This is a genomic window from Sphingomonas taxi (assembly GCF_000764535.1).
GTDB lineage: Bacteria > Pseudomonadota > Alphaproteobacteria > Sphingomonadales > Sphingomonadaceae > Sphingomonas > Sphingomonas taxi.
On record NZ_CP009571.1, the window covers coordinates 3,118,248 to 3,143,401 of the forward strand.

Sequence of the window (25,154 nt, forward strand, 5' to 3'; positions counted from 1 at the left end):
GGCCGGCTGCCAAGCGGGAGGAGAGTTGAGGATGTTCAATAAAATCCTGGTCGCCAATCGCGGCGAGATCGCCTGCCGCGTCATGCGCACCGCCAAGCGGATGGGGATCGCCACCGTCGCGGTCTATTCGGATGCCGATGCGCGCAGTCCCCATGTGCTGATGGCGGACGAGGCGGTGCGGTTGGGGCCGGCACCCGCCGCCGAAAGCTATCTCAAGGCCGAGCTGATCCTGCTCGCCGCGCGCGAGACCGGCGCCGATTGCATCCATCCCGGCTATGGCTTCCTCTCCGAACGCGAGAGTTTCGCGCGTGCCTGTGCCGAGGCGGGGATCGCCTTCGTCGGGCCGCCGCCCAATGCGATCGCGGCGATGGGCGACAAGATCGAATCGAAGAAGCTCGCCAAGGCGGCGGGGGTCAACGTCGTCCCCGGCTTCCTCGGCGAGATCGCCGATACCGACGAGGCGGTGCGGATCGCCTCCGACATCGGCTATCCGGTGATGATGAAGGCCTCGGCGGGCGGCGGCGGCAAGGGCATGCGGCTGGCGTATAGCGAGCAGGACGTCCGCGAAGGCTTCGAGGCGACCAAGCGCGAAGGGCTGGCGAGCTTCGGCGACGATCGCGTCTTCATCGAGAAGTTCATCGAATCGCCGCGCCACATCGAGATCCAGGTGCTCGGCGACCAGCACGGCAATATCCTCTACCTCAACGAGCGCGAATGCTCGATCCAGCGCCGCCACCAGAAGGTGGTCGAGGAGGCGCCCTCGCCCTTCGTCACGCCGGCGATGCGCAAGGCGATGGGCGAACAGGCGGTCGCGCTCGCCCGCGCGGTCGGCTATTACAGCGCCGGCACGGTCGAGCTGATCGTCTCGGGCGCGGACACCACCGGCCAGGGCTTCTACTTCCTGGAGATGAACACCCGGCTGCAGGTCGAGCATCCGGTGACCGAGGAGATCACCGGGCTCGACCTCGTCGAACAGATGATCCGCGTCGCCGCCGGCGAGCCGCTGACGATCACGCAGGATGAGGTCGGCATCACCGGCTGGTCGATCGAGAATCGCGTCTATGCCGAGGACCCCTATCGGGGCTTCCTGCCGAGCATCGGGCGGCTGGTACGCTACAATCCGCCCCAGCCCGGCGAGGAGCAGGACGCACGCATCCGCGTCGACGACGGCGTCGTCGAGGGCGGCGAGGTCAGCATGTTCTACGATCCGATGATCGCCAAGTTGATCACCTGGGCGCCGACGCGCGAGGCGGCGATCGATGCGCAGATCGCCGCGCTCGACGCATTCGAGATCGAGGGGCCGGGGACCAACATCGATTTCCTATCGGCGCTGATGCAGCATCCGCGCTTCCGCTCGGGCGCGATCACCACCGGCTTCATCGCCGAGGAATATCCCGACGGCTTCCACGGCGCCCCCGCCGACGGCGAGCTCACCCGCACGCTCGCCGCGGTCGCCGCCTTCGCCGCGACCGCGCAGGCGGATCGCGCGCGGCGGATCGACGGCCAGCTCGGCCGCCGCTTGCCGCCGCCCGCGGCCTGGACGGTGCGGATCGACGGTACGGACCATGACGTCACGGTGTCGACCGACGGCATCGGCGTCGACGGCGAACCGCTCGACATCGCGCTCGAATATACGCCGGGCGACCGGATGGTCGAGGCGGAGATCGGCGAGGACGTGCATCTCACTGTCCGCATCGCGCCGGTGCGCAGCGGCTTCCGCCTGACGACGCGCGGCGCCAGCCACGTCGCGCGGGTATTGCCCGCGCATGCCGCGCCCTTTGCCCGGCATCTGATCGAGAAGGTGCCGCCCGACCTGTCGCGCTTCCTGATCGCGCCGATGCCGGGGCTGCTCGTCCGGCTCGACGTCGGTGCCGGCGACGCGGTCGAGGCGGGGCAACCGCTGGCGGTGGTCGAGGCGATGAAGATGGAGAACATCCTGCGCGCCGAAAAATCGGGCCGGGTGAAGAGCGTGTCCGCCGCGACCGGCGACAGCCTCGCGGTCGATCAGGTGATCCTGGAGATGGAGTGAGCCCGGCATAGCGTTCGTGCCGAGCCTGTCGAAGCACGGGGTGCCGGTTCGCGCAGCCCTTCGACAGGCTCGGGACGAACGGGGAGGGATTTGGACCGTCTCCGGATCAGATCCGCCGCGCTTCCTCTTCCAGCATCACCGGCACGCCGTCGCGGATCGGATAGGCGAGCCCCGCCGCCTCCGACACCAGTTCCTGCGCGGCCGCGTCGTAGCGCAGCGGCTGGCGGGTCACCGGGCAGACCAAACGTTCGAGCAGCCAGGGATCGATCGACGCGGTCATTGCAGCGTCACCCGATCCTCGCCGTCGTGGCGGCCGAAGAATTGCATCAGCTGGATGATCAGCTCGGCGCGCGTCTCGATGTCGGGCGCTTCGAGCAGCGCCTGTTTGGCGGCGGTATCGAATGGCGCGATCTGCGCGATGCCGTTGACCAGGCTCTCGTCGTCGAGCCGGCCGACCGCCTCCCAATCGACGCTATAGCCCTGCGCGTCGGCGAAGCGGCGCGATTCGAGTTCGAGCGACGACCGCCGTCCCAGCGAAAGCGTGTCGTCCTCGACCGCGGGCAGCAGCTCCGCCTCGACCTGCCGGAACGGTGTCGTCACATCGAGCTCGCGCAGCACGCGGAACAACGCGACGCCCTCCAGCACCAGATTGTAGCGGCCGTCGTCGAGCGCCTCGACCTCGGCGATCTTGCCGACGCAGCCGATGTCGTACAGCGCGTCGTGGCCGCCGGTGCCGTGCATCGGCTGGATCATGCCGATCCGCTGGTCGCGCACCATCGCGTCGCCGATCATCGCGCGATAGCGCGGTTCAAAGATGTGCAGCGGCAGATGCATCCCGGGGAACAGCAACGCCCCCGGCAGCGGGAAGATCGACAGGCGCCCGAGGACGGTCGGCGAGGTCATCCGAACAGGATCGCGGACAGGCGGCGGCGCTGCGCCGAGACCCAGGGGTCCTCCAGCCCGACGACCTCGAACAGCTTGAGCAATTGCTGGCGGGCGGCACCCTCGTTCCAGCCACGGTCGGCGGCGACGATATGGAGCAGATTGTCCGCGGCGGCGTCGCGGTCGCCCGCCGCCATCTGGGCGTTGGCGAGCGCGAAGCGGCGTTCGTGATCGTCGGGATTGGCCGCGACCTCGGCGGCGAGGCCGGCGAAATCCTCGACCGGCGGCGCGCTCTGCGCCAGCGCGAGCGCCGCCTTGGCGCGGTCGATGCCGGCGTCCCTGACGTCGGCGGGCAGCGCGTCGATCGCCGCCTGCGCCTCGTCGGTCAGCCCCGCCGCGACGAGCGCGCGGATGCGGCCCGACAGCACGGCGGGATTGTCCGGCGCCATCTCGACCAATTGATCGAAGATCGACACGGCACGCTCGGCATCGCCGCTCGCCAGCACCTCCTCGCCCATCGCGATCAGCGGTTCGATCTCGGCGGCGGCCTCGTCGCCCGGCGCGGCAATCGGCAATTGCTTGAGCAACTGGTCGAGGATCACGCGCAATGCCGATTCGGTGCGCGCGCTGGTCAGATCGGCGACGAGCTGGCCCTGGAACATCGCATAGACGGTCGGGATCGACTTGATCTGGAATTGCGCGGCGATGAACTGGTTCTTGTCGGTATCGATCTTGGCGAGCACCACGCCCTTGTCGGCATAGGCGGCGGCGACCTTCTCCAGCGTCGGCCCCAGCGCCTTGCACGGCCCGCACCATTCCGCCCAGAAATCGATGATGACGAGGGAGGTCATCGACGGTTCGACGACGTCGCGGCGGAAATCCTCGATCGCCTGCTTTTCCGCGGGCGCCATTCCTAGCGTGGCCAAGTCATGCTCCTTCGTATTCGGTAGCCGCCCATGTGGGGCAGCGGCGCGCCCGCGCCAAGGTGTTAAGCGACCTCTACCCGAACGCGCCCGCGGTTACACCCGTGCGACCACCGGACTGCTCCACGCCATCGGCTGGACCGGTTTGCTTGCGGTCACACAGATGAAAGCCCGCTTCCATTTGTTACATTCACGAAAACCTGATTTCATCACAGAATCCGGTGGAGGCCGACACTATTGTCCGTGCCGGCAATAGCAAAAGAATCCCAGTCTTCGGGTCGTTTGCAATGGAGTCCTCCTCCGGTCGCGGTCGGCATCTTATCCGTCGTCTATAATGATACGTGATGCGATGCGTGAAGGGATCAGACGATGATCATCAGCAACAGTGCAACGACGACGGTGCAATCCGGCGAGGCTTCGAAACCGAACAGCACTTCCCCTGCCGATACGACCAGGACCCCGGTGGCCGATGTCAAACCCGGTACGCCGGGGATCAAGCGCCTCTCGGGCGACGCCGCAACCGTGGTGCTGACCGAACAGGGTAAGGACAAAACCAGTCCGGCTCCCGCAAAGGCGCCGCCGCCCCCGCCGAAGCTAGATCTGCACGGTCAGGATCTGCGCACGGCCGATCTGACCAAGCTCGATCTGCGCGGCGCCGATCTCACCGGGGCAGATTTCACCGGCAAGAACCTGTCGGGCATCGATCTCAGTGGCGCGACGCTGACCGGCGCGAAATTCGACGGCGCCACGTTCAGCCACACCAATCTCCACGGCGTTACCGCCACCGGCGCCAGCTTCACCAAGGCGAGCTTCGACGAGACCGATCTCGATAACGGCAATTTCACCGAAGCGAAGTTCACCGGCGCGACGTTCGGTGCGAACTTCCAGCTCCCGCCGACTGACGTTCAAACCTTCGAGAAATGCTACATTATCAAGGGCGTCAATCTGACGAAGGCGGACTTTTCCGGGACGAACTTCACCCATGAGATGTTCATCGATCAGTTCACCGCGGACGACGCGTCCTTTGCCCAAGCCAGCAGCAGTGCCAGGGTTGGATTGATCACATTTACGAAAGGTAGTCTTAAGCGCGCGAACTTCGAAGGGATAAAAGCCGGCTTGGACATCGGCGGTGTAGACGCATCAAACGCCGACTTCAGTCATATTAACGGCGGAGATGCTCGCTTTGGCGTTTGCAACGTGGATGGCGCAACATTCCACGATAGTGACACTAAGCTCTGGTTCGACCGTATGGACATCCGGAATGCGGATCTATCGACGAAAGATAAAAGCCTCAGGAAATCGTCGTTCGTAGATTGTAATATGAGCGGCATGGATTTCTCCGGATACGATTTTTCCGGTGCAAATTTCCTCAGTTATGGCCCCACTAGCGAAGGACTGTATGGAAAAGCATCGTCGATCGATACTGGAGAGTTGGTTACTGGTACCAACTTCCGCGGCGCAAAATTCACCGATGCCTATTTTTCCAACATGCAGATGACAAAATCTCTGATAGATTCCGGAGGCTTTCAGGGCGCGACCGTAACGAACAATATCGGTTATGTCATCCATATCGAAAACGAAAAGTACGACGTAGCGATGCTATTTCGCAATATCTGGCCACAATACAAGAGAAGACTTGCGGAAATGGGGAGGTAAATTCGTCAACGAGGAGAAATTATATGAAGCTGTCAAGAAAGATGACATTATGGGCTTCCGTTGCGCTGGCCGCGACATGCACGCCAACGATGGCCAGCAGCAAGGGTCGCGATGTGAACGGCATCTGGCAACTCTCCGATACGACAATCTCAGGGACGTTTTATAATCATACTCCTTTCGATGTAACTTTCTCTAACGTCCACTGGACCGGCCGTTATGGCACTGCGAACAGCAACGGGACAATTACCGATCGGATTGGAGGAACTGTAGCATCAGGTAATACGAAGCCTAGCTTCCATCGGATGGGTGATCTGGATATCGGAGAACGATATACAGAATTATCGTTTGATGCTACTTTCACAAGGCCAGACGGTTCAACCGGCACTTGCTATTTTTGGTATGCTTTCATGACGGATACCGAGCAACTTTCGGGCTCGGCTCAATCTCCAGGAGGAAGCGATAAAAATCGCCTTCCCCAATGCAAAATCAGCATCAACGACTTCGATAGTGCGGCTTTCAAGGTAACGTTCGATATGACCGAGGATGTCCGTTCGCATTAGCCTCATCCGGGTGGCACGCCGACCACGTGCCACCCTACACCCGCTCGACCGAATTCACCGCATCCGCCGCGCGTAGCGCTGCGATCAACCGCATTAGCTGGTGGATGTCGTGGACCTCGACGTCGATGACGTTGGTGTGGAACATGGAATCGCGCGTATCGAGCCGCAGCGCGATGATGTTCGCCCGATGCGCGCCGATGATCGTCGAGACGATGCCGAGCGCGCCGGGCTCGTTCTTCACCTGCACCGCGATCCGCGCCACCGCGCCGTCGCTCTTGTCGCCCCAGTCGACGTCGACCCAGTCGGTCTCGTCCGTCCCGCGTTCGGCGAGTTCGGCGAGCACCGGACAGTCGATCGCATGCACTTCGATCCCCGCATCGGGGCGGCGCAGCCCGACGATCCGGTCGCCCGGCACCGGATGGCAGCATTCGGCAAGGTCGAAGGCGACCCCCGGGGTCAGCCCCTTGATCGAGATGGCGGTCGATTGCGGCGCCAGCAATCCGACGTCGGCGCCCGCCGAGCCCGGCATCAGCGCCTCCATCACCGCATGGTCGGAGATCGTCCGCCGCGCGATCGCGGTCATCAGCGCCGCCTCGTCGCCGAGATTGAGCCGCGAAAGCGCATGATCGAGCGCATCGCCGCCGAGCTGCGCGGGCAGGCGGCGGACGATATCGTCGTACAGCTTGCGGCCCAGTGCGATCAGCTCGTCGCGCTCGCGGTTGCGCAGATGGCGGCGGATGCCGGCCAGCGCCTTGCCGGTGATCGCGAAATTGAGCCAGCCCGGCTGCGGCACCTGCCCCTTTGAGCGCAGCACCTGCACTTGGTCGCCATTCTCGATCACCGTCGACAGCGGCACGACACGGCCGTTGATCTTGGCGCCGACCGCCTGGTCGCCGAGATCAGTATGGACCGCATAAGCGAAATCGATCGGCGTCGCGCCCTTGGGCAACTGGATCAGCTCGCCCTTCGGGGTGAAGGCGAAGATGCGATCCTGATACATCGCCATGCGGGTATGTTCGAGCAGCTCTTCGGGGCTGCCCGCGGTGTCGAGGATCTCGACGAGGTCGGCGATCCAGCTGTGCTGGCTGTCGGCGCGGACCTTCTTTTCCTTATACGCCCAATGCGCGGCGAGGCCGAATTCGGCCTCGGCATGCATGTCCGCGGTGCGGATCTGGATCTCGATACGCGCATTGTCGGCATGGATCACGCTGGTGTGCAGCGAGCGATAGCCGTTGCGCTTGGGCGTCGAGATATAATCCTTGAACCGCCCCGGCACCATCGGCCAGCGGCGATGGATGATGCCGAGCGTGCGGTAGCAATCCTCGACCGTCGGCACGATCGCGCGGAACGCCATCACGTCGGAGAGCTGCTCGAAGCTGATGTGGCGCTCGCTCATCTTGCGCCAGATCGAATAGGGGTGTTTCTCGCGCCCGGTCACCTCGGCCTCGACGCCGGCGCGGCCGAGCAGCAGTTTCAGGCCCGAGGCGATCTTGGCGATCCGGTCGCCGCCGCCGGTCTTGAGCTGCTCGAGCCGCTTGCTGATCGACTCATAGGCTTCCGGCTCGAGCTGTTCGAAGGCGAGCGTCTGCATCTCCTTCATGAACTCGTACATCCCGATCCGCTCGGCGAGCGGCGCGTAGATGTCCATCGTCTCCTTCGCGATCCGCCGCCGCTTCTCGGGCTTGGCGATGTGATGGAGCGTGCGCATGTTGTGCAGCCGGTCGGCGAGCTTGACCAGCAGCACGCGGATGTCGTCCGACATGGCGAGCAGGAACTTGCGCAGATTCTCCGCGGCGCGCTCGTTCTCGGTCTGCGCCTCGATCTTGCTCAATTTGGTGACGCCGTCGACCAGCCGCGCGACGTTGCCGCCGAACAGCCGGGTGATCTCCTCGGGCGTCGCGACGGTATCCTCGATCGTGTCGTGGAGGATCGCGGTGGCGATCGTCTCGTCGTCGAGCCTCAGGTCGGTGAGGATGCCCGCCACCTCGATCGGATGGCTGAAATAGGGATCGCCGCTCGCCCGCTTCTGCGAGCCATGCGCCTGCATCGAAAAGACATAGGCGCGATTGAGCAGCGCCTCGTCCGCCTCCGGGTCATAGTCGAGCACGCGGTCGACCAGTTCATATTGCCGTAGCACGCGCACCACATGGGGTAGGGTCGTACCGCTTTGCAACATATTGTTGCGACCTTGCGGAGGAATTCGACAGGGTGACGGCATGCGCGGACGACGCACACGCCGGCGTCGCGATCCGCGCCGATATCGGCTAGATAGCCGGTCTGGGAGAGGATCATGATGGCGACACCGGCTCAGCCGCCCAAATTGCGCGAGACGCTGCGCGGATGCAGCCTGCCCGCGGCGCTGGAGGCGATGGGGGAACGCTGGTCGTTCCTGATCCTGCGCGCCGCGTTCAACGGCCTGCACCATTTCGAGGCGTTCCAGGCGGAGCTCGGCATCGCCCGCAACATCCTGTCGAACCGGCTCGCGCGGCTGGTCGATCACGGCATCCTGCAGCGCGAGCCGCTGCCCAAGGACCGCCGCAAGATCCGCTATACGCTCACCGAAAAGGGCCATGCGCTGCTGCCGACGATGGTCGCGCTGCGGCAATGGGGCGAGCGGTGGGAGCTCGGCGAGCCCGCCTTTCCGGTGCTCGTCGACACGCGCGACCGGCGGCCGATCGCGCCCGTGGCGGTCCATGCGGAGGACGGCCGGGTGCTCGGCCAGGGCGATCTGATCTGGGCGTTGCCCGAAGAGGTGCGGGCGGCGGCGGCGGAATGACGACGGCTTGTTCCCGCCCGCGCGCTGGCGTAGCGGCAGGCGTATGAAACGCCTCGCTATCTATTGCGGCTCGGCCACGCCGTCCGACCCCGTCTACATCGACTCCGCGCGCGCGATCGGCCGGACGCTCGCCGAGCGCGGCATCGGCGTCGTCTATGGCGGCGGCCGGCTCGGGCTGATGGGCGCGGTCGCCGATGGCGCGCTGGCGGCGGGCGGCGAGGTGATCGGCGTGATCCCGCAGGCGCTGGTCGATGCCGAGGTCGCGCATCGCGGCCTCACCGAGCTGCACGTCGTCGCCGGCATGCATGCGCGCAAGGCGGCGTTCACCGATCTCGCCGATGGATTCGTCACCATCCCCGGCGGCACCGGCACGATGGACGAATTGTGGGAGGCGCTGAGCTGGGCGCAGCTCGGCTATCACGCCGATCCGGTCGGATTGCTCAACGTCGCGGGCTATTACGATCACCTGATCGCCTTCTGGGAGAAATCGGCAGAGGTCGGGTTCCTGCGACCGCAGCATCGCAACCTGCTGATCGTCGACGACACGCTCGACGGCCTGCTGACCAAGATGGCCGCGCACGTGCCGACGCAGCCGATCGTGCGGATGAAGACGTCTGACCTCTAGCGCCGGCCCGACGCGCGACGCGATCGTCGCCACCGCGCACGAGTCCATCGCGCGCGGCTCGAAGAGCTTCGCTGCGGCAAGCCTGTTGTTCGATCGTGCGACGCGCGAGCGCGCGTGGCTGCTCTACGCCTGGTGCCGCGCCTGCGACGACATCGCCGACGGGCAGGATCACGGCCACACCATGTCGGTGGTCGAGGACGCACCCGAGCGCGTCGCGGCGATGGCGGCGCTGACCGACGCGGCGCTCGCCGGGCAGGTGATCGGCGTGCCGGCGTTCGACGCGCTGCGCATCGTTACCGCCGAGACGCGGCTGCCGGCGCGGTTCGCGCACGATCTGATCGAGGGATTCCGGCTCGACGGCGCGGGGTGGCGGCCGAAGACCGAGGATGACCTGCTGACCTATTGCTATCATGTCGCCGGTGTCGTCGGCTGCATGATGGCGATCATTATGGGGGTGGCACCCGACGACGAGGCGGTGCTCGACCGCGCCTGCGACCTCGGGCTGGCGTTCCAGCTCGCCAATATCGCGCGCGATCTCGACGAGGATGCGCAGGCGGGGCGCTGCTATCTGCCGACCGACTGGCTCGACGAGATGGGCATTCCGCCCGGTGCCGTGATGGCGGCCGAGCACCGGCCGGCGCTGGCGATCCTCGCGCGGCGGCTGACCGATCGCGCCGCGCAGTTCGAGGCGAGCGCGCGGATGGGGACGCGGGCGCTGTCGTTCCGTTCGGCCTGGGCGGTGCTGGCGGCGGCGCAGATCTATGGCGCGATCGGCCGCAAGGTCGCGGTGCGTGGCGAGCATGCGTGGGACGCGCGGGTGACGACGTCCAAGGGGGAGAAGCTGCGCTTCATCGCACGTGCGGCGGTCGAAGCGCGGGGGCGGATAAAGATGATCGAGGTGCCGCGCGATCCGGGATTGTGGCGGCGGCCGATCCGATAACGTCAGACCGAAATCAGCCATCCGTGCTGAGCTTGTCGAAGCACCGGGAGTCTCACGCCCTTTGACAGGCTCAGGGCAAACGGGGTTTCGAGTCCCGGCATTACCCAGACGAGCGTTACGACCGCTTCGCCTTGCTCTCGGCCTTAGCCACCTGCGCGCCTTCGGTCCGGCACGCCGCGCCGATCATTGGATAGGGCACGTCGGTGTTGCGCGCGAGCTGGTCGGGCAGCGCCGCACGGCATTGCGCCATCGAGCTATAATGCGTCGGCACGATCCGCGCCTCGGCGCACTGGACGTTGCCGTCCGCGCAGCCCATGATCGCCATGACGTAGAACAACGGTTCCATGATCGCCTCGCTTCCACGGGGTAAAATCCGTGGCGGGCGCATTATGTTCCGCCCGGTCGCTTTCGCGTGGAGGGCCGAGCACTTACATGAGGCGCAATGCCTCCCGTCGATCCGACCAGCCACACCCGCGCCGACCAGCCCCTGTTGCCGACGCTGCGCCGCTTCCTGCCCTATCTCTGGCCCGCGGGTCAGGCGGGGCTGAAGGCGCGGATCGTCGGGGCGATGACGCTCGTCGTGATGAGCAAGATCGTCCAGGTGTTCGGTGCCGCCTATACGCTCAAATATGCGGTCGACCGGATGGCGATCGGCGACCGCGGCGTCGCGACGATCGTGATCCTGCTGGTGGTCGGCTATGCCGCCTCGCGCTTCGCGACGACGCTGTTCGACAACCTCCGCAACGCGGTGTTCGAGCGCGTCGGGCAGGATGCGACGCGGCGGCTGGCGGCGAACGTCTTCCGCCACCTGCACGGCCTGTCGCTGCGCTTCCACCTCGAACGACGCACCGGCGCGGTCACCAAGGTGGTCGAGCGCGGCACCAAGAGCATCGACACGATGCTCTATTTCCTGCTGTTCAACATCGCGCCGACCGTGCTCGAACTGGCGATGGTGCTCGGCATCTTCTGGCACAGCTTCGGCTGGCCGCTGGTCGCCGCGACGGTGGCCATGGTCGCGATCTACATCCTGTTCACGCAGCGGGTGACTGACTGGCGCAACGCGTTGCGTGCGCAGATGAACGACCTCGACACCGGTGCGGTCGCGCATGCGGTCGATTCGCTGCTCAACTTCGAAACGGTCAAATATTTCGGCGCCGAGGAGCGCGAGGCACGGCGCTACGATTCGGCGATCTCGGCCTATGCCGCGGCGGCGACCAAGTCGGAGAACAGCCTCGCCTGGCTCAACGTCGGGCAGGCGCTGATCACCAATTTGATGCTCGGCGCCGGCATGGCCTATGTCGCCTGGGGCTGGAGCCGCGGCAGCTTCTCGGCGGGCGACGTTGTGTTCGTCTCGACCTTGCTGTCGCAGCTGTTCCGGCCGCTCGACCTGCTCGGCATGGTCTATCGCACGATCCGTCAGGGGGTGATCGACATGGCGAGCATGTTCGCGCTGATCGACACGCCCGCCGAGGTGGTCGACGCCCCCGGTGCGAAACCGCTGGCCATCGCCAAGGGCCATGTCCGCTTCGAGGGCGTGCGCTTCGGCTACGACCCCGGTCGCGAGATCCTGAAAGGGCTCGACCTCGACGTGCCGGCAGGCAGCACGCTGGCGGTGGTCGGGCCGTCGGGCGCGGGGAAGTCGACGCTGGCGCGGCTGATGTACCGTTTCTACGACGTCGCCGAGGGCCGGATCACGATCGACGGCCAGGATATCCGCGATGTCCAGCAGGCGAGTCTGCGCGCCGCGATCGGCATCGTCCCGCAGGACACCGTGCTGTTCAACGACACGATCGGCTATAATATCGCCTACGGCCGCGAGGGCGCGGGCCGCGCCGAGGTCGAGGCGGCGGCGGCGGGCGCGGCGATCGCCGGCTTCATCGAGCGCCAGCCCGAAGGCTATGACGCGCGTGTCGGCGAGCGCGGGCTCAAATTGTCGGGCGGCGAGAAGCAGCGCGTCGCGATCGCGCGCACCTTGCTCAAGAACCCGCCGATCCTGATCCTCGACGAGGCGACGAGCGCGCTCGACAGCCGCACCGAGGCGGAGATCCTCGACACGCTGGAAGCGATCGAGCGCGGCCGCACGACGATCGTCATCGCGCACCGCCTGTCGACGGTGATCCACGCCGACCAGATCGTCGTGCTCGACGGCGGCCATGTCGCCGAGCGCGGCACGCATGCCGAACTGCTGCGGCTGGGCGGCGTCTATGCCGAAATGTGGGCGCGTCAGGCGCAGGAGCAGGACGAGGACGTGCCGGGCGCCAGCGAGGGCGCGCTCGCGGCGGAATGAGGCGGGCGCGGGTCGACGCTGGCGGCCCCCGCGCCTACATGGCGCGGTGATGATCCCCGATCCCCTGCCCACCCTGTCGCGCGTCTTCGGCTTTCCTGCGTTCCGTGGCGTGCAGGAGGATGTCGTCACCCGCGTGCTGGCGGGGCAGCGGACGCTCGGCGTGATGCCGACGGGTGCGGGCAAGTCGCTCTGCTACCAATTGCCGTCGGTGATGATGGAGGGGACGTGCGTCGTCGTCTCGCCGCTGATCGCGCTGATGCACGATCAGCTCCGCGCCGCCGAGGCGGTGGGGATCCGCGCCGCGACGCTGACCAGCGCCGACCAGAATCGCGCCGAGTCGATCGCGCGCTTCCGCGCCGGCGAGCTCGACCTGCTCTATATCGCGCCCGAGCGCGCCTCGACCGGCCATTTCCGCGAGCTGCTGGCGAGCGCGAAGCTCAGCCTGTTCGCGATCGACGAGGCGCATTGCGTCAGCGAATGGGGCCACGATTTCCGCCCCGATTACCGGTTGCTCGCGCCGCTGATGGATGCGTTTCCGGAGGTGCCGCGGCTGGCGCTGACCGCGACCGCCGACGCGCATACCCGCAGCGACATCCTGCAGCAGCTCGGCATTCCGGCGGACGGGCTGATCGTCTCGGGGTTCGACCGGCCCAATATCCGCTATGCGATCACCCCCAAGGCGAACACCACCAAGCAGATCGCCGACGTCATCGCCGCCACCCCCGGCCCCGGCATCGTCTATGCGCAGACCCGCGCCGCGACCGAGAAGCTCGCCGAGGCCTTGGGCCGCACCGGGCGGCCGACGCGCGCCTATCATGCCGGGCTCGACGCGCATATCCGCCAGAAGAACCAGGCGGATTTCGTCGCGTCGGAGGATATGGTGATCTGCGCGACGGTGGCGTTCGGCATGGGGATCGACAAGCCCGACGTCCGCTTCGTCGCGCATGCCGGGCTGCCCAAGTCGATCGAGGCTTATTATCAGGAGACCGGTCGCGCCGGCCGCGACGGCGATCCGGCGGTGGCGCATCTGTTCTGGGGCGCCGAGGATTTCGCCCGCGCCCGCCAGCGGATCGGCGAGGTCGAGCCGGAGCGGCAGGCGGGCGAGCGCACGCGGCTGGCGGCGCTCGGCGCGCTGGTCGAGACGGCGGGTTGCCGCCGCCGCATCCTGCTCAAACATTTCGGCGAGGACCGGCAGGAGGATTGCGGCAATTGCGACAATTGCCTCGGGTCGCCCGATGCGGTCGACGCGACGCAGACCGCGATGAAATTCCTCTCCGCGGTGTTCCGTACCGGTCAGATGTTCGGCGTCGGCTATGTTGAACAGGTGCTGCTCGGCCAGTCGACCGAGCGCAGCGTCGATCGCGGGCATGAATCGCTGTCGGTCTGGGGCATCGTCGACGGCGAGGAAGCGGCGCTGATCAAGCCGGTGGCGCGCGCGCTGCTGCTGCGCGACGCGCTGCGCACCAATGCGCATGGCGGGCTGGAATTCGGCCCCGGCGCGCGGCCGATCCTCAAGGAGGGGCAGCAGGTGATGCTGGTGGTGCCGCCCAAGCGCGCGCGCGGTGGCCGCAAGCGCGATGCCGGCGTCGCGGCCAATCCGGCGGACAATCCGCTGTTCGAGGCGCTGCGGACCTGCCGCCGCGACCTCGCCAAGGAGGCGGGCGTGCCGCCCTATGTGATCTTCCACGATTCGGTGCTGCGCGAGATGGCGGCGCAGCGGCCGGGCAGCCGCGCCGAGCTGATGCATCTGTCGGGCATCGGCGCGCGCAAGCTGGAGGCCTATGGCGACGCCTTCCTCGACGTGATCCGGTCGCACGGCTGATCTGCCGTCGGTTAAGAAACCCCGTACAAAACCCGTGGAAACGCGACCAAAATAGCTGACGTATCTCGACCGATCGCGTAATGGGACCGGATGGCCGACATTCGCAGCATCAACGACCGGATCAGCGTCGCTCCGCAGATCGCTCCCGAGGATATCGCGGCGATCAAGGCGGCGGGTTTCGTCGCGATCGTCAACAACCGTCCGGATGACGAGGACAGCGGCCAGCCGAGCGGCGACACGATCCGCGCCGCGGCGGAGGCGGCGGGGCTCGCCTATAGCGCGATCCCCGTGACGCATGCCGGCTTCTCGCACCCGCAGATCGACGCGATGGCGGCGGCGCTGACCGCGGCGGACGGGCCGGTGCTCGCTTATTGCCGGTCGGGGACGCGGAGTTGCAACCTGTGGGCGCTCGCCGCGGCCAAGGCGGGGCGCGATCCCGAGTTGCTCGTCGCGCAGGCGCGCGGCGCGGGCTACGACCTTGCCGGTATGAAGCCGACGCTGGACGCGCTCGCCGGCGGCGCGTGACGGACGTGACCGATCGGGAGATCTGGATCGCGGTCGGCGCGGCCTTGGTCGCGATAGCGGTGACGCTCGGCGTCGTGCTGGCCTTACGCGGTCGCCGCAAGCCGCGGATCGCCAGCCCCGAGGAAGCGGCGGAGGCGGCCGAGCGCGCGCTGTCGGGTTTCGACACGCAAGGCGCGGTGGTCGGCGCCGATGGCGGCGGCGCGCTGGCGGTCGATCGCGGCGGGCGCGTCGCGGTGATGACGCGCGACGGCGCGCGGATCGCGGTACGCGAAGTGCCATGGGGGGCGCTGCGCTCGACCGCGGAGGGCATTTTGATCGACACCGGCGAGCGGAAACTGGGCGCGGTGCTGGTCGCGGGCGTGGATGCGCTCGACGTGCGGCGGCTGGCGCCGGCCGATCTCAAGCGGCTCGTGCCGCATCTGGGACGGTAGCGCGCTATCCCTCCCCCTTGCGGGCAGGGCTACGGACATGGCCGTCCGTGTGTTCGGACGACTTCCCAAGGCCACTTCGTCACCCCGGACTCGATCCGGGGCCCCGCTTCTTCGGACGGGGCGAAGAAGCGGGATGTCGGATCAAGTCCGGCATGACGGGGATATAAGTGCCGTCGCAACATACCAATCAATGATACGCGATAGCCCTCCCCCTTGCGGGGGAGGAATTGGGATCACGCCGCTTCGGTCTCGAGCGCCGGATAATCGATGTACCCTTCCGGCCCCTTCGAATACCAGGTCGCCTGATCGTCCTTGGCGAGCGGTGCGCCGCGGCGCAGGCGCTCGACCAGATCGGGGTTGGCGATGAACTTGCGGCCGAAAGCGATGCCGTCCGCCAGACCCGAGTCGAGATCGGCCTGCGCGCCCTCCGGCGTATAATCCTGGTTGAGGATCAGCGGCCGCTTGAACACCTCGCGGATCTGCGGGCTGAGCTTGGGCACGTCGGTGCTGCCGAAGGTGCCGTCGGGCGCCTGTTCGCGCAGTTCGAGGAAGCCGATGCCGAGCGCGTCGAGCGCCGCCGCGGCGGGGACGAAGACGCTGGCGGGATCGCTGTCGTCGGCGCCCTGCGTCTCGCCGTTCGGCGACAGGCGGATCGAGGTGCGGCCGGCGCCGATCGCGTCGATCACCCGCTCGACCACCTCGCGCATGAAGCGGATGCGGTTTTCCGGGCTGCCGCCGTATTCGTCGTCGCGCAAATTGGTGTTGTCGCGCAGGAACTGGTCGATCAGATAGCCATTCGCGCCATGGATCTGGACGCCGTCGAAGCCGGCGCGCAGCGCATTGGTCGCGGCATCGGCATATTCGTCCTGCGCGCGACGGATATCGTCGATCGTCGCCGCCTGCGCCTCGGCATAGGGGTTTTCGGGCTTGTGATAGGGCGCGCGCGTCGCCGAGGACGACAGCGGCGTCATGCCGATCACGTCCGGGCGGGCGAGCCGGCCCATATGCCAGATCTGCGCGACGATCTTGCCGCCGGCCTTGTGCACCGCGGCGGTCACCGGCTTCCACGCCTCGACCTGCGCGTCGGTCCACAGACCCGGCGCGTTCGGCCAGCCCAGCCCCTGACGGCTGACGCCGGTGCCTTCGGTGATGATCAGGCCGGCGCCGGCGCGCTGGCGGTAATAATCGACCATGATGTCGGTCGGCACGTGATCGTCGGTCGACCGGCCGCGGGTGAGCGGCGCCATGAGGACGCGGTTGGCGGCGTGAATATCGCCCAGCTGAATGGACTCGAAAAGGCTCGGCATAGATGCTCCCAAATGGCCTGACGGACGGGAGATAGGGCGCTACAGGGCGGCATGCATCAGGCTAGGCCCAGAAGAAAAACTGTCGCGGCGGCAACCTGGCAGGCGCCGGGCGCCGCATTCGTCGCGCTGGTCGTCGCCAATGTCGCGCTCGCCTTCGGGCCGTGGTTCGTCCGGCTCGCCGATGTCGGGCCGGTTGCCGCCGGCTTCTGGCGGATCGCGCTCGCCATCCCCTTCCTTGCCGGGCTCGCGCTGGCGAGCGGCGGCCGGCCGGCTCGGCTGGGCGCCGGCCTGTGGGTCATGCTGGCGATCGGCGGCGTCGCCTTCGCCGCCGATCTCGCCAGCTGGCATCTCGGCATCGTCCGCACGACGATGGCCAATGCGACGCTGTTCGGCAATTCGGCGATCCTGATCTACCCGCTCTACGGCTTCCTTGTCGCCAGGGCGTGGCCGACGCGGACGCAGGGGATCGCGCTGCTGCTCGCCGCGATCGGCGCGGGGCTGCTGATGGGGCGCTCCTACCAGCTCGATTCGCGCAACCTCGCCGGCGACCTGCTCTGCATCCTCGCCGGCATCCTCTATACGCTCTATATCGTGCTGATGGCGCGGGTCCGGCTGGCGATGCGGCCGCTGCCGGCGCTGGCGCTGGCGAGTGCGGCGACCGCGCTGCCGATGCTCGCTTTCGCGCTGCTGCTGCGCGAGACCGTGATGCCGCAGCATTGGTCGCCGCTCGTCGGCCTCGCCTTGGTCAGCCAGGTGATCGGCCAGGGCTGCATGATCTTCGCGCTCGGCCGCCTGTCGCCGCTGGTGATCGGCATCGGACTGCTGATCCAGCCGGTGGTGGCGGGCGCGATCGGCTGGGTCGAATATGGCGAGCGATTGCGGGGACCAGATTGGGTCGGGGTCGCGTTGGTCGCGCTGGCGTTGGTGCTGGTGCGCCGCGCCGAGGTTGCACCGTCGCGCCGGCGGGCGCAGGAGGCAGCCGTGCAGGAGATGGAAGCATGACGCAGGACCTGACGCTCGACGAGATCCGCGAGACGCTCGCGGAAGGCATCGCCGCCAATGCCGCGTTCGACGGCTGGGGCGACGCCGCGCGCGACATGGCGGCCGATGGCGCCGGGATCGACCGCGACGTCGCGCGGCTCGCCTTCTCGGGCGGCGCCATCGAAATGATCGACGCCTGGTTCGGGGCGATCGACCGGCGGATGGCGGCGACGCTGCCGCCCGAGACACTGGCGGCGATGAAGATCCGCGCGCGGATCACCGCACTTGTCGAGGCGCGACTGGCCATCGTCGCACCGGATCGCGAATCGCTGCGTCGCGCGCGCGCGATCCTCGCGCTGCCGCAAAACGTATCGCGCGCCGCCCGGCTCGGCTGGCGCAGCGTCGACCTGATGTGGCGGATGGCGGGCGACACCGCGACCGACTACAATCACTATACCAAGCGGACGATCCTGCTCGGCGTCTATGCCGCGACGATGACCGTCTTCCTCGACGACGACAGCGAGGGCCATGCCGACACACGCGCCTTCCTGGCGCGGCGGATCGACGGGATCATGCGCTTCGAGAAGACCAAGGCGGCGTTCACCAAACGCTACGAGCATCGGCCGAGCCTGTCGCGGTTCGTCGGCCGGCTGCGCTATCCGGCGGTGTGAATCCGGTCTCCCGCCCATTTTGCGGGTGATACTGTCTATAAAGCCGCCATGAGGTTCGATCGATTTCCGCGCGAGACGGAGCAAATGAGGAACGCGGCGCACTTGCCGAAAGGGCGAGTTGCGACCGGCAGGACTGGCCTCCGCCCCCATCGACATTTCCTTGCCCCGCCGCTTTACTCCCCCGTGGGTAAATGATAATCAGTCGCATCATGGATATGTCGCGTACCGTCGTTCCTGCCCTCGACCTCGTGTCGCTCCCGCGTCGCCAGCGCGCGACCGTGGCGGCGATCGACTGGACCCGCCTCGCGGTGCCCGAGGCGCGGCGGTTGCGCGAACTCGGCTTCGACGAGGGCGTCGCGGTTGAGGTGCTGCATCGCGCCTCGCTCGGTAGCGGTCCGATCGCCTGCCGGATCGGCCGGATGACCGTCGCGCTGCGTCGCGCCGTCGCCGGCGCGGTGCATGTGGCTCCCGCCACCGCCGAATAACCGTGCATGCAGCCCCGCTGGTCGCGCTGGTCGGCAATCCCAATGCCGGCAAAAGCGCGCTGTTCAACGCGCTGACCGGCGCGCGGCAGAAGGTCGGCAATTATCCCGGCGTCACGGTGGAGCGCCATTCGGGCCGGCTGGTGCTCGACGACGGCCGCCCGGTCGAGCTGATCGACCTGCCCGGCGCCTATAGTCTCGAACCCTCCAGCCCCGACGAACGCGTCACCCGCGACGTCGTCACCGGCGCGAGCAGCCTCGAACGGCTGCCCGACGCGCTGGTCGTAGTGGTCGACGCCGCCAATCTCGACAACCATCTGCGCTTCACGCTCCAGCTGATCGCGCTCGGCCTGCCCGTGGTGGTCGCGCTCAACATGGTCGATCTCGCCGAGCGCGACGGGCTGACGCTCGACGCCGCGGTGCTCGAGCGCGAACTCGGCGTGCCAGTGATCCCGACCGTCGCGGTGCGCCGGCGCGGCATCGACGCGTTGCGCGGTGCGATCGCCGATCTCGTCGGCGGCGGGGCCAAACCGCGTGCGCCCGACGTCTCGGCGGGAACGCAGGACGATATCGTCCAGCTGCAACGCCGCGCCCGCCGCATCGCCACCGCGGCCACCGTCTCGGAAACCGCGGGCCGGCGCTGGGCGCATATGCTCGACACGGTTGCGCTGCATCCGATCGTCGGGCCGCTGCTGCTCGTCACCATCCTGTTCGTGATGTTCCAGGCGGTGTTCACCTGGGCCGCGGTCCCCGCCGATGCGATCGACGCGGGCTTCGCCGCCTTGCAGGACGTGATCAAAAGCGCGATGCCGGACGGATTCGTCCGCTCGCTGCTCACCGACGGGCTGATCGCCGGCGTCGGCGCGGTGATCGTCTTCCTGCCGCAGATCCTGATCCTGTTCCTGTTCATCCTGATCCTCGAATCGTCGGGCTATATGGTGCGCGCGGCATTCCTGATGGACCGGCTGATGGCCACGGTCGGCCTGTCGGGGCGGGCGTTCATCCCGCTGCTGTCGAGCTTCGCCTGCGCCGTCCCCGGCATCATGGCGACGCGGGTGATCGAGGACGAGAAGGACCGGCTGACCACGATCCTGATCGCGCCGCTGATGACGTGCAGCGCGCGCTGGCCGGTCTACACGCTGATCATCGGCGCGATGATTCCCAATACGCAGCTCGCGCCGTTCATCCGGTTGCAGGGCGTCGTGATGTTCGGCCTGCTCGTGACCGGTATCGCCGGCGCCTATTTCGCCGCGCTGGCGCTGCGCCGGACGGTGACCAAGGGCGCCTCGTCGGGCTTCATGATGGAGATGCCGAAATACCAGGTGCCGTTGCTGCGCGACGTGGTCCTCGGGCTCTGGCAGCGCGCGGTAATCTTCCTCAAGCGCGCCGGCACGATCATCGCCGCGACCACCGTCATATTGTGGCTGCTGCTCAGCTTCCCCAAGCCACCCGAGGGCAGTGGCGTCAGCCCGGTCGACTATTCGATCGGCGGCCGGATCGGCCATGGCATCGAATATGTCGTCAAGCCGATCGGCTTCAACCGCGACATCGCGCTGGCGCTGCTGCCGGCGATGGCGGCGCGCGAGGTCGCGGTGTCGGCGATCGGCACCGTCTACGCGATCGACGACAAGGACGGCGGCGGCACCGACCGCATCACCGACCAGATCCGCGGCCGCTGGACGCTGCCGACCGCGCTCGCCTTTCTGATGTGGTTCGTCTTCGCGCCGCAATGCATCTCGACGATCGCGGTGACCCGGCGCGAGACCAACGGCTGGAAATGGCCGCTGTTCATGGTTGGCTATTTGTTCGCCGCCGCCTACATCATGGCCGGGATCACATACTGGCTGGCGGTGTTCGCCGGCCTCTAGGCATTTTCGGGGCATTTCATGGCGGGTAGCGTCAACAAGGTCATTCTCGTCGGCAACCTGGGGCGCGACCCCGAAAGCCGCAGCTTCCAGAACGGCGGCAAGGTGGTCAACCTGCGCATCGCCACCTCCGAATCCTGGAAGGACAAGAACAGCGGCGAGCGCAAGGAAAAGACCGAATGGCATTCGGTCGCGATCTTCAACGAAGGCCTCGCCAACGTCGCCGAGCGCTTCCTGCGCAAGGGCTCGAAAGTGTATATCGAGGGCGCGCTGCAGACCCGCAAATGGCAGGATCAGCAGGGTAACGACAAATATTCGACCGAGATCGTGCTGCAGGGCTTCAACAGCGTGCTGACGATGCTCGACGGTCCCGGCGGCGGCCAGGGTGGTGGCGGCGGCGGTGGTGGTCGCGGCGGCGCCGGCGGCGGTGACGACTGGGCCGGTGGCGGCGACGATTTCGGCGGCGGCTCGTCGAGCGGCGGCTATGGCGGCGGCAGCGGCGGTCGCGGCGGCAGTGCGCCTGCGGGCGGCGGCAATCGCGGTGGCGGCAGCTTCGGCCAGGGTGGAGGCTTCGCCGACGATCTCGACGACGACGTGCCGTTCTGAGCGATCCCGGCGCACCTGCGGGCCTGTCGTTACATTGCGGCGTGCCGCCGGTCGCACCGGCGCGCGCGCCCGTCGCCCCCGGCTGGCGCGTCGACGAGGCGACGCGCACGGCGGCGATGCAGGCCTATGATCTCGAATCGCTGCGCGACAGCGCATCGCTGAAGAAGATCACCGACTTCGCCGCAGCCTTGTGCGGCACGCCGATCGCACTGGTCAGCCTGGTCGAGGAGACGCAGCAGACCTTCCTGTCGCGAACCGGCCTCGACGTATCGGAAACGCCTCGCGAGATGTCGTTCTGCCAGCATGCGATGCTGGAGGACCGGATCATGGTGATCCCCGACGCGACGCAGGATCCGCGCTTCATCGACAATGCTTTGGTCACCGGCGATCTGCACCTGCGCTTCTACGCCGGTGCACCGCTGGTGTCCGACGACGGCATCGCGCTCGGCTCGCTGTGCGTCATCGACACCGTTCCCCGTCAGGGGCTGACCAAGCTGCAGATGCAGGGTCTGACGACGCTCGCCGACAATGTCATGGCGCGGTTGCGCGACAGCCGTGACGCGGCGGCGTGGCGCGCGACCGACCGGGCGACCCGCCGCCAATTGACCGACAGCGAGGACCGGTTCCGCACGCTCGCCGATACGATGCCACAGATGGTCTGGTCGACGCTCCCCGACGGCTATCACGATTATTACAACGCGCGCTGGTATGAATTCACCGGCACGCCGCTGGGATCGACCGACGGCGAGGGCTGGAACGACGTGTTCCACGCCGAGGATCAGGCGCGCGCCTGGGAGGTGTGGAGCCATTCGCTGGCGACCGGCGAGCCCTATCAGATCGAATATCGCCTGCGCCATTTCGACGGCACCTATCGCTGGGTGCTCGGTCGCGCGCTGCCGATCCGCGACGCCGACGGCCGGATTACGCGCTGGTTCGGCACCTGTACGGACATCCACGAACAGAAACTGGCGCTGCACGAGCGTGAGGTGATCAGCCAGGAACTGTCGCACCGGATCAAGAACATCTTCTCGGTCATCTCGGGGCTGATCTCGTTCGCGGCGCGCAGTCAGCCGGGCTTCGCCCCGATCGCCGCCGACCTGCGCCAGCGGATCACCGCGCTCGGCCGTGCGCACGATTTCGTCCGGCCGCACAGCCCGCAATCGCGCCCGGCGGTGCAGCAGGACAGTCTGCACGGCCTGCTCGGCGAATTGTTCGAACCCTATCAGCGCGGCGACCACCCGCCTATCATCGTCACCGGCGACGAGATCGCGATCGACGACCGGTCGGCGACGCCGCTGGCGTTGCTGTTCCACGAGCTTGCCACCAACGCGACCAAATATGGCGCGCTGTCGACCGACTCCGGCACGATCGCCGTCACCGTCGTGCGTGGCGACAATCAGGCGACGCTCTACTGGACCGAACGTGGTGGACCGCCGGTAATCGCGCCCGACGGACCGCAAGGCTTCGGCAGCCAGTTGATCGAATTGTCGGCGGTGCGTCAGCTCGGCGGCACGGTGACGCGCGACTGGCGTCCGGAGGGATTGGCGATGACGATCACCGTACCGCTGGCCGCATTCCGGCGGGGCTGATCAGGCGATATTCGAGCCGAGCATGACGATGTCGTCGTTGGCCGGCTTCTCGCCGTCGGTGGCGAACGCGGCGGCGGCGAGGATCGCGGCCTCGCTGAACGGCTTGCGGATGTAGCCGAGCGCGCAGTCCATGCCGCGGTCGATCTGCGCGGGATTGGCGGTGACGAACACGACCTTGACCCCGTAATCGCGCGCCATCCGCTCGGCGATGCCCGGGCCGGTCGGGCCATCGCGCAGGTTGACGTCGACGAAGGCGAAGCCGCAACCGGGTGCCGCCTCGATCGCGCTGGCGCTGTCCGCGGCGATCGCCGCGACGGTATAGCCGGCGTCCATCAGGATGCGCTCCAGATCGAGGGCCACGAAAATCTCGTCTTCGACAATCAGAGCGGTCTTGGTCATCATATGTCCCGGCTTGACGATGGCGAACCAGCGTTTGGGCAAATAGTTCCGCTCTTTACCACATTCATGTCGGAATCGAACATTATTCGCTCAGCGCCGCAGCAGGAAAACGGCGTGCTGGGCGAGCAGATTGGCCGCCGCCGAACTGCGCTGCCGGTCGCCGGACAGAAACCAGGCGCCCTCGACGACGACCTGTCGCGCCTTCAGGAACGCCCGGAAATCGTCGATCGTGACGTGATGGATATTGGGCGTGTCATACCATTGTTCGGGCAATTGGTGCGTCACGGGCATCCGCCCGCCCCAAAGCAGCGAGAGCCGCACCCGCCATTGCGCGAAATTGGGGAAACTGACGAACGCCCGCCGGCCGATGCGCAGCAGATGGTCAAGCACCACGTCGGGCGCGCGCGCGGTCTGCAACGTCTGGCTGAGGATCGCATAATCGAAGCTCTGGTCGGGATAGCCGGCGAGATCGACATCGGCATCGCCCTGGATCACCGACAGGCCGCGCGCCACCGCCGCGGCGACGTTGCCCGCGTCGATCTCCAGTCCGCGCGCGTCGCAGCCGCGGTCGTCGCGCAACGCCGCCATCAGCGCGCCGTCGCCGCAACCGATGTCGAGCACGCGGCTGCCGGGCGCGACATGATCGGCGATCACCGCGAGGTCGGGCCGGAGCGTCATCGTCCGCCCCGCAGAAAACCGTCGACGACGCGGTTCATTTCGGGCGCGTCGAGCAGGAAGGCGTCGTGGCCATAGGGGCTCGACAGTTCGACGAAGCTGACCGGCGCGCCGGCGGCGTTGAGCGCTTGCACGATGCTACGCGATTCGCTGGTCGGATAGAGCCAGTCGGTGTCGAAACTGACGAGGCAGAAGCGCGCGCGGCTGGCGCGGAAGGCATTGGCGAGCAGCCCGCCATGTTCCTCGGCGAGATCGAAATAGTCCATTGCGCGGGTGATGTAGAGATAGCTGTTGGCGTCGAACCGGTCGACGAAGCTCAGGCCCTGGTGGCGCAGATAGCTCTCCACCTGAAAATCGGCGTCGAAGCCGAAGCTCTTCGCCTCACGCGCCTGCAAGCGACGGCCGAACTTCTCGGTCAGCCCCGCCTCGGACAGATAGGTGATGTGCGCCGCCATCCGCGCCACCGCGAGTCCCGCCGCGGGCGGTTCGCCGCCGTAATAGTCGCCGCTTTGCCAATTGGGATCGGCCATGATCGCCTGCCGCCCGACCTCGTGGAAGGCGATGTTCTGCGCGGTGTGGCGCGCAGTCGAGGCGATGATCACCGCCGCGTCGATCCGCTCCGGGAAGGTCGCGGTCCAGCTCAGCGCCTGCATGCCGCCCATCGAGCCGCCGACGATCGCCTTCAGCCGGCCGACGCCGAGATGATCGAGCAGCATCGCCTGCGCACGGACCATGTCGCGGATCGTGATGACGGGGAAGGCCATCCCCCACGGCCGCCCGGTCGCCGGATTGACGCTCGCCGGGCCGGACGAGCCCATGCAACTGCCCAGGACATTGGCGCAGATGACGAAGTCGCGCGCCGGATCGATCGGCTTGCCCGGCCCGATCATCCGCGTCCACCAGCCCGGCTTGCCGGTACGCGGATGCGTCGAGGCGACGTGCTGGTCGCCGGTCAGCGCATGGCAGACGAGGATCGCATTGCCGCCGTCGGCCGCGAGGCTGCCATAGGTTTCATAGGCGATCTCGACCGGCGACAGCAGCACGCCGCCGTCGAGGCGCAGCGGCCCCGGCAGCGTGACATGGCGGTTGCATCCGAAACGGTCGTCCCCGGTCATCACCGGGT

General features: G+C 67.1%; 25 protein-coding genes. 16 read left to right on the forward strand and 9 right to left on the reverse strand.

The window, feature by feature from the left end; all coding sequences use genetic code 11:
- Positions 1-31 precede the first annotated feature (31 nt).
- Positions 32-2,029 carry an acetyl-CoA carboxylase biotin carboxylase subunit gene (locus MC45_RS14185; protein WP_038664461.1) on the forward strand — a complete coding sequence of 666 codons (1,998 nt, stop codon included), beginning with the start codon at positions 32-34 and terminating at the stop codon, positions 2,027-2,029.
- Between the two features lie 106 nt (positions 2,030-2,135).
- On the opposite strand, the gene MC45_RS18975 is transcribed toward MC45_RS14185, so the two are convergent.
- From MC45_RS18975 to MC45_RS14195, 3 genes are read right to left on the reverse strand one after another with little or no spacing between them, the layout of a single operon-like run.
- Positions 2,136-2,309: a Trm112 family protein gene (locus MC45_RS18975; protein ID WP_081974448.1), complete on the reverse strand. Its 174-nt coding sequence runs from the start codon at positions 2,307-2,309 to the stop codon at positions 2,136-2,138.
- Positions 2,306-2,932, reverse strand: coding sequence for an LON peptidase substrate-binding domain-containing protein (locus MC45_RS14190; protein ID WP_038664463.1), 627 nt, complete (start codon positions 2,930-2,932; stop codon positions 2,306-2,308). The genes MC45_RS18975 and MC45_RS14190 overlap by 4 nt, the downstream gene beginning before the upstream one ends.
- Positions 2,929-3,822 (reverse strand): tetratricopeptide repeat protein, encoded by an 894-nt coding sequence (locus MC45_RS14195; protein WP_038664466.1) that lies wholly within the window; start codon positions 3,820-3,822, stop codon positions 2,929-2,931. The genes MC45_RS14190 and MC45_RS14195 overlap by 4 nt, the downstream gene beginning before the upstream one ends.
- A gap of 381 nt (positions 3,823-4,203) precedes the next feature.
- Here MC45_RS14195 and MC45_RS14200 point away from each other — a divergent pair, with 381 nt between their 5' ends.
- Both MC45_RS14200 and MC45_RS19350 read left to right on the forward strand, forming a co-directional pair.
- Positions 4,204-5,490, forward strand: coding sequence for a pentapeptide repeat-containing protein (locus tag MC45_RS14200; protein ID WP_081974449.1), 1,287 nt, complete (start codon positions 4,204-4,206; stop codon positions 5,488-5,490).
- A 23-nt stretch (positions 5,491-5,513) separates the two neighbouring features.
- A complete protein-coding gene (locus tag MC45_RS19350; RefSeq protein ID WP_156143841.1) occupies positions 5,514-6,050 on the forward strand; it encodes a hypothetical protein in 537 nt (178 codons plus the stop codon).
- A gap of 34 nt (positions 6,051-6,084) precedes the next feature.
- Here the strand turns inward: MC45_RS19350 and MC45_RS14205 are convergent, their stop codons facing one another.
- Positions 6,085-8,187 carry a RelA/SpoT family protein gene (locus tag MC45_RS14205; RefSeq protein WP_038667481.1) on the reverse strand — a complete coding sequence of 701 codons (2,103 nt, stop codon included), beginning with the start codon at positions 8,185-8,187 and terminating at the stop codon, positions 6,085-6,087.
- A 153-nt stretch (positions 8,188-8,340) separates the two neighbouring features.
- Here MC45_RS14205 and MC45_RS14210 point away from each other — a divergent pair, with 153 nt between their 5' ends.
- From MC45_RS14210 to MC45_RS14220, 3 genes are read left to right on the forward strand one after another with little or no spacing between them, the layout of a single operon-like run.
- Complete coding sequence (locus tag MC45_RS14210) at positions 8,341-8,826, forward strand: winged helix-turn-helix transcriptional regulator (RefSeq protein ID WP_038664472.1); 486 nt, start codon at positions 8,341-8,343, stop codon at positions 8,824-8,826.
- 43 nt (positions 8,827-8,869) lie between these two features.
- Complete coding sequence (locus tag MC45_RS14215; protein ID WP_038664475.1) at positions 8,870-9,451, forward strand: LOG family protein; 582 nt, start codon at positions 8,870-8,872, stop codon at positions 9,449-9,451.
- On the forward strand, positions 9,441-10,391 hold the full coding sequence (locus MC45_RS14220) for a phytoene/squalene synthase family protein (protein ID WP_038664478.1): 951 nt from the start codon (positions 9,441-9,443) through the stop codon (positions 10,389-10,391). Before MC45_RS14215 ends, MC45_RS14220 begins: the two co-directional genes overlap by 11 nt.
- A 115-nt stretch (positions 10,392-10,506) precedes the next feature.
- Here the strand turns inward: MC45_RS14220 and MC45_RS14225 are convergent, their stop codons facing one another.
- Positions 10,507-10,737 (reverse strand): hypothetical protein, encoded by a 231-nt coding sequence (locus MC45_RS14225; RefSeq protein WP_038664481.1) that lies wholly within the window; start codon positions 10,735-10,737, stop codon positions 10,507-10,509.
- Positions 10,738-10,833: 96 nt separating this feature from the next.
- On the opposite strand from MC45_RS14225, the gene MC45_RS14230 reads away from it, so the two are divergent.
- The 4 genes from MC45_RS14230 to MC45_RS14245 all read left to right on the forward strand — a co-directional run bounded on the left by MC45_RS14230 (position 10,834) and on the right by MC45_RS14245 (position 15,456).
- Positions 10,834-12,678 carry an ABCB family ABC transporter ATP-binding protein/permease gene (locus MC45_RS14230; RefSeq protein WP_038664484.1) on the forward strand — a complete coding sequence of 615 codons (1,845 nt, stop codon included), beginning with the start codon at positions 10,834-10,836 and terminating at the stop codon, positions 12,676-12,678.
- A gap of 49 nt (positions 12,679-12,727) precedes the next feature.
- Entirely contained in the window at positions 12,728-14,500 is a 1,773-nt protein-coding gene (gene recQ / locus MC45_RS14235) for a DNA helicase RecQ (RefSeq protein WP_038664487.1), read from the forward strand.
- A 90-nt stretch (positions 14,501-14,590) separates the two neighbouring features.
- On the forward strand, positions 14,591-15,025 hold the full coding sequence (locus tag MC45_RS14240) for a protein tyrosine phosphatase family protein (RefSeq protein ID WP_038664491.1): 435 nt from the start codon (positions 14,591-14,593) through the stop codon (positions 15,023-15,025).
- On the forward strand, positions 15,022-15,456 hold the full coding sequence (locus MC45_RS14245; RefSeq protein WP_245640733.1) for a hypothetical protein: 435 nt from the start codon (positions 15,022-15,024) through the stop codon (positions 15,454-15,456). The genes MC45_RS14240 and MC45_RS14245 overlap by 4 nt, the downstream gene beginning before the upstream one ends.
- A 233-nt stretch (positions 15,457-15,689) precedes the next feature.
- Here the strand turns inward: MC45_RS14245 and MC45_RS14250 are convergent, their stop codons facing one another.
- Positions 15,690-16,763 (reverse strand): alkene reductase, encoded by a 1,074-nt coding sequence (locus MC45_RS14250; RefSeq protein WP_038664494.1) that lies wholly within the window; start codon positions 16,761-16,763, stop codon positions 15,690-15,692.
- A gap of 51 nt (positions 16,764-16,814) precedes the next feature.
- Between MC45_RS14250 and MC45_RS14255 the strand changes: the two genes are divergently transcribed.
- The 6 genes from MC45_RS14255 (at position 16,815) to MC45_RS14280 (ending at position 22,957) form a co-directional block, all read left to right on the forward strand.
- A complete protein-coding gene (locus tag MC45_RS14255) occupies positions 16,815-17,765 on the forward strand; it encodes a DMT family transporter (RefSeq protein WP_052075683.1) in 951 nt (316 codons plus the stop codon).
- The gene (locus tag MC45_RS14260) at positions 17,762-18,415 is read left to right on the forward strand and encodes a COQ9 family protein (RefSeq protein ID WP_038664497.1); all 654 of its coding nucleotides are present in this window, start codon (positions 17,762-17,764) and stop codon (positions 18,413-18,415) included. The genes MC45_RS14255 and MC45_RS14260 overlap by 4 nt, the downstream gene beginning before the upstream one ends.
- 209 nt (positions 18,416-18,624) lie before the next feature.
- Entirely contained in the window at positions 18,625-18,900 is a 276-nt protein-coding gene (locus MC45_RS14265; RefSeq protein ID WP_038664500.1) for a FeoA family protein, read from the forward strand.
- Between the two features lie 2 nt (positions 18,901-18,902).
- Positions 18,903-20,765 (forward strand): ferrous iron transporter B, encoded by a 1,863-nt coding sequence (gene feoB / locus MC45_RS14270; RefSeq protein ID WP_038664504.1) that lies wholly within the window; start codon positions 18,903-18,905, stop codon positions 20,763-20,765.
- A gap of 18 nt (positions 20,766-20,783) precedes the next feature.
- The gene (ssb, locus tag MC45_RS14275; RefSeq protein WP_038664507.1) at positions 20,784-21,368 is read left to right on the forward strand and encodes a single-stranded DNA-binding protein; all 585 of its coding nucleotides are present in this window, start codon (positions 20,784-20,786) and stop codon (positions 21,366-21,368) included.
- A gap of 116 nt (positions 21,369-21,484) precedes the next feature.
- On the forward strand, positions 21,485-22,957 hold the full coding sequence (locus tag MC45_RS14280; protein WP_052075826.1) for a PAS domain-containing protein: 1,473 nt from the start codon (positions 21,485-21,487) through the stop codon (positions 22,955-22,957).
- On the opposite strand, the gene MC45_RS14285 is transcribed toward MC45_RS14280, so the two are convergent.
- The 3 genes from MC45_RS14285 to metX all read right to left on the reverse strand — a co-directional run bounded on the left by MC45_RS14285 (position 22,958) and on the right by metX (position 25,146).
- The gene (locus tag MC45_RS14285; RefSeq protein ID WP_052075827.1) at positions 22,958-23,359 is read right to left on the reverse strand and encodes a response regulator; all 402 of its coding nucleotides are present in this window, start codon (positions 23,357-23,359) and stop codon (positions 22,958-22,960) included.
- 87 nt (positions 23,360-23,446) lie between these two features.
- Positions 23,447-24,034: a methionine biosynthesis protein MetW gene (gene metW / locus MC45_RS14290; protein ID WP_038664513.1), complete on the reverse strand. Its 588-nt coding sequence runs from the start codon at positions 24,032-24,034 to the stop codon at positions 23,447-23,449.
- Positions 24,031-25,146 carry a homoserine O-acetyltransferase MetX gene (gene metX / locus MC45_RS14295; RefSeq protein WP_038664516.1) on the reverse strand — a complete coding sequence of 372 codons (1,116 nt, stop codon included), beginning with the start codon at positions 25,144-25,146 and terminating at the stop codon, positions 24,031-24,033. Before metX ends, metW begins: the two co-directional genes overlap by 4 nt.
- Positions 25,147-25,154 lie beyond the last annotated feature (8 nt).

Coding starts and splice junctions, on each gene's coding strand:
- MC45_RS14185 (WP_038664461.1), top strand. CDS start 32: ATGTTCAATAAAATCCTGGTCGCCAATCGCGGCGAGATCGCCTGCCGC.
- MC45_RS18975 (WP_081974448.1), bottom strand. CDS start 2,309: ATGACCGCGTCGATCGATCCCTGGCTGCTCGAACGTTTGGTCTGCCCG.
- MC45_RS14190 (WP_038664463.1), bottom strand. CDS start 2,932: ATGACCTCGCCGACCGTCCTCGGGCGCCTGTCGATCTTCCCGCTGCCG.
- MC45_RS14195 (WP_038664466.1), bottom strand. CDS start 3,822: ATGGCGCCCGCGGAAAAGCAGGCGATCGAGGATTTCCGCCGCGACGTC.
- MC45_RS14200 (WP_081974449.1), top strand. CDS start 4,204: ATGATCATCAGCAACAGTGCAACGACGACGGTGCAATCCGGCGAGGCT.
- MC45_RS19350 (WP_156143841.1), top strand. CDS start 5,514: ATGAAGCTGTCAAGAAAGATGACATTATGGGCTTCCGTTGCGCTGGCC.
- MC45_RS14210 (WP_038664472.1), top strand. CDS start 8,341: ATGATGGCGACACCGGCTCAGCCGCCCAAATTGCGCGAGACGCTGCGC.
- MC45_RS14215 (WP_038664475.1), top strand. CDS start 8,870: ATGAAACGCCTCGCTATCTATTGCGGCTCGGCCACGCCGTCCGACCCC.
- MC45_RS14225 (WP_038664481.1), bottom strand. CDS start 10,737: ATGGAACCGTTGTTCTACGTCATGGCGATCATGGGCTGCGCGGACGGC.
- MC45_RS14230 (WP_038664484.1), top strand. CDS start 10,834: ATGCCTCCCGTCGATCCGACCAGCCACACCCGCGCCGACCAGCCCCTG.
- recQ (WP_038664487.1), top strand. CDS start 12,728: ATGATCCCCGATCCCCTGCCCACCCTGTCGCGCGTCTTCGGCTTTCCT.
- MC45_RS14240 (WP_038664491.1), top strand. CDS start 14,591: ATGGCCGACATTCGCAGCATCAACGACCGGATCAGCGTCGCTCCGCAG.
- MC45_RS14250 (WP_038664494.1), bottom strand. CDS start 16,763: ATGCCGAGCCTTTTCGAGTCCATTCAGCTGGGCGATATTCACGCCGCC.
- MC45_RS14255 (WP_052075683.1), top strand. CDS start 16,815: ATGCATCAGGCTAGGCCCAGAAGAAAAACTGTCGCGGCGGCAACCTGG.
- MC45_RS14260 (WP_038664497.1), top strand. CDS start 17,762: ATGACGCAGGACCTGACGCTCGACGAGATCCGCGAGACGCTCGCGGAA.
- MC45_RS14265 (WP_038664500.1), top strand. CDS start 18,625: ATGGATATGTCGCGTACCGTCGTTCCTGCCCTCGACCTCGTGTCGCTC.
- ssb (WP_038664507.1), top strand. CDS start 20,784: ATGGCGGGTAGCGTCAACAAGGTCATTCTCGTCGGCAACCTGGGGCGC.
- MC45_RS14280 (WP_052075826.1), top strand. CDS start 21,485: ATGCAGGCCTATGATCTCGAATCGCTGCGCGACAGCGCATCGCTGAAG.
- MC45_RS14285 (WP_052075827.1), bottom strand. CDS start 23,359: ATGATGACCAAGACCGCTCTGATTGTCGAAGACGAGATTTTCGTGGCC.
- metW (WP_038664513.1), bottom strand. CDS start 24,034: ATGACGCTCCGGCCCGACCTCGCGGTGATCGCCGATCATGTCGCGCCC.
- metX (WP_038664516.1), bottom strand. CDS start 25,146: ATGACCGGGGACGACCGTTTCGGATGCAACCGCCATGTCACGCTGCCG.